Raw genomic sequence first — 2,052 nt, forward strand, 5'->3', positions numbered from 1 at the left:
GATCGCGGCGTGCTCGTCGGCCAGCCGCTCGTGCAGGGCCTCGCGCTCGTCCTCCGGCGCCGCTGCGAGCGTGCGCTTGTGCAGGATGCCCACCGCCGCCTTGGCGCCCATCACGGCCACCTCCGCATCGGGCCACGCGAACACGGCGGAGGCGCCCAGCGCGCGCGAGTTCATGGCGATGTAGGCCCCGCCGTAGATCTTGCGGGTGACCAGCGTGACGCGGGCGACGGACGCCTCCGCGAAGGCGTGCAGCAGTTTGGCGCCACGCCGGACGACGCCCTCCCACTCCTGGGAGACCCCGGGGAGGTAACCGGGGACGTCGACCACGACGAGAAGCGGTACGCCGAACGCGTTGCACAGGCGGACGAACCGGGAGGCCTTCTCGGCGGACTCGGAGTTGAGGCAACCCCCCAGGCGGAGCGGGTTGTTGGCGATCACGCCGACCGTGCGGCCCGACATCCTGCCGAAGCCCACCACGATGCTGGGCGCCCACTTGGCCTGGAGCTCCTCGAAGGTCGTGCTCCCGTCCAACTCGGACGAGTCGAGGATGCCGTGGACGAGGGGACGCACGTCGTAGGCACGCTTGGGTGACTCCGGGAGCAACCCCGCCAGATCCGTGTGGTCGCCCTCGAGCGCCCGCAGATCGAACTCACCCTGCGCGGACAGGAGGTTCACCAGCCGCCGCGCGCGGTGCAGAGCGTCCCGCTCGTCAGAGGCGGCGATGTGACACACGCCGGACTTGCGGTGGTGGACGTCCTGGCCGCCGAGGCCCTCCATGTCCACCTGTTCCCCGGTGACGGAGCGGACCACGTCGGGTCCGGTGACGAAGATCTTGCCCGCCGGCGCCATGATCACGACGTCCGTGAGCGCGGGGCCGTACGCGGCACCGCCGGCGGCGGGCCCGAGCACGACCGAGATCTGCGGCACGTGGCCCGAGGCGCGGACCATGGCCTCGAAGACCAGGCCGACCGCGTGCAGCGCCTCGACGCCCTCGGCGAGTCGTGCCCCTCCCGAGTGCCACACGCCCACGACGGGCAGGTGCTCGTCGATGGCGGTGTCGATCGCGTGGACGATGTGACGGCACCCGTCCAGACCCATCGCGCCACCCATGACGGTGGCGTCGGTGGCATAGGCGATCGTGGGTTCGCCGTCGATCAGGCCCCGCGCGGCGAGCGCGCCCGACGCGTCGGGTTCCGTGAGGAACTCCAGTGATGCCGGATCGAAGAGGTTCTCGAGCCGCGCGACGGGGTCGCGCGGGTCGATCTGGGTGTTCTGGTCCACGGTGCTCGTGATGGTCATCGAATGCAGTCCTTTCCGCGGCGCACCTCCCGGATGGGAGGGTGCGCTCCTTATGGACCCCCGGACTGGCTGGTGTGGGGGAGGCGAGCGATCCGGGACCCCCGTCCCTGATCGCGCCTTCCGCCCGTCACCCCGCGTGACGCGGGGTGCTCTCGTGTGTCGGGTCCCGGACGTGGGGTGGAGACGCGGGCTCGTCTGGTGCACCGACCGCACCTTCGGCCCTGAACGCGTCCCCGCCCCGTGCTCCGGGACGTGGTGTCAGCTCTGGTCGATCTTCTGGATGTAGTCGACCGCATCCTGCACAGTACGCAACTTGGCGAGGTCCTCGTCCGGGATCTCCACCCCGTAGCGGTCCTCCGTCTGGACCGCGATCTCCACCATGGAGAGCGAATCGATGTCCAGATCGTCCACGAAGGACTTCTCCGGGGTCACCTCGGAAGGCTCGATTCCGGTGACCTCCTCGACGATCTCCGCAAGTCCGGAGATGATCTCGGCCTCGGTGCGTGCCATGTGGTGTCCTTTCTGGTGGTGTCGTCGCGCCCGGTCGGGCACGGCGGGGTCGTCATGACGCGACCGCCGGGCGAGGCCGGCGACCGCGGGTTCGTGGGGGTGGTCTACGCGCCGCTGAGTGCGGGGACGGCGTCGAGCGCGTCCTCCAGGTCCTCGGGCGTGGTGACGCCGTGCCGGGGCACCTCGCGCATCATGCGCTTGGCCAGGCCGACGAGCGCCCCGGACGGGGGGAGCTCGACGAAC

2 protein-coding genes are annotated in these 2,052 nt (G+C 70.7%); both read right to left on the minus strand.

What is annotated here, in order from left to right; translation table 11 throughout:
* A partial coding sequence (locus tag G6018_RS01660; protein ID WP_182638548.1) for a carboxyl transferase domain-containing protein occupies positions 1-1,299 on the minus strand: 1,299 nt, incomplete at its 3' end.
* 258 nt (positions 1,300-1,557) lie between these two features.
* Positions 1,558-1,809 (minus strand): meromycolate extension acyl carrier protein AcpM, encoded by a 252-nt coding sequence (acpM, locus tag G6018_RS01665; protein WP_095719155.1) that lies wholly within the window; start codon positions 1,807-1,809, stop codon positions 1,558-1,560.
* Positions 1,810-2,052: the final 243 nt, after the last annotated feature.

Origin of the sequence: Dietzia sp. DQ11-44, assembly GCF_014145205.1 — a bacterium.
Lineage (GTDB): Bacteria > Actinomycetota > Actinomycetes > Mycobacteriales > Mycobacteriaceae > Dietzia > Dietzia natronolimnaea.

What these genes read in the sequence shown, in the direction of transcription:
- acpM (WP_095719155.1), bottom strand. Translation starts at nt 1,809, where the DNA reads ATGGCACGCACCGAGGCCGAGATCATCTCCGGACTTGCGGAGATCGTC.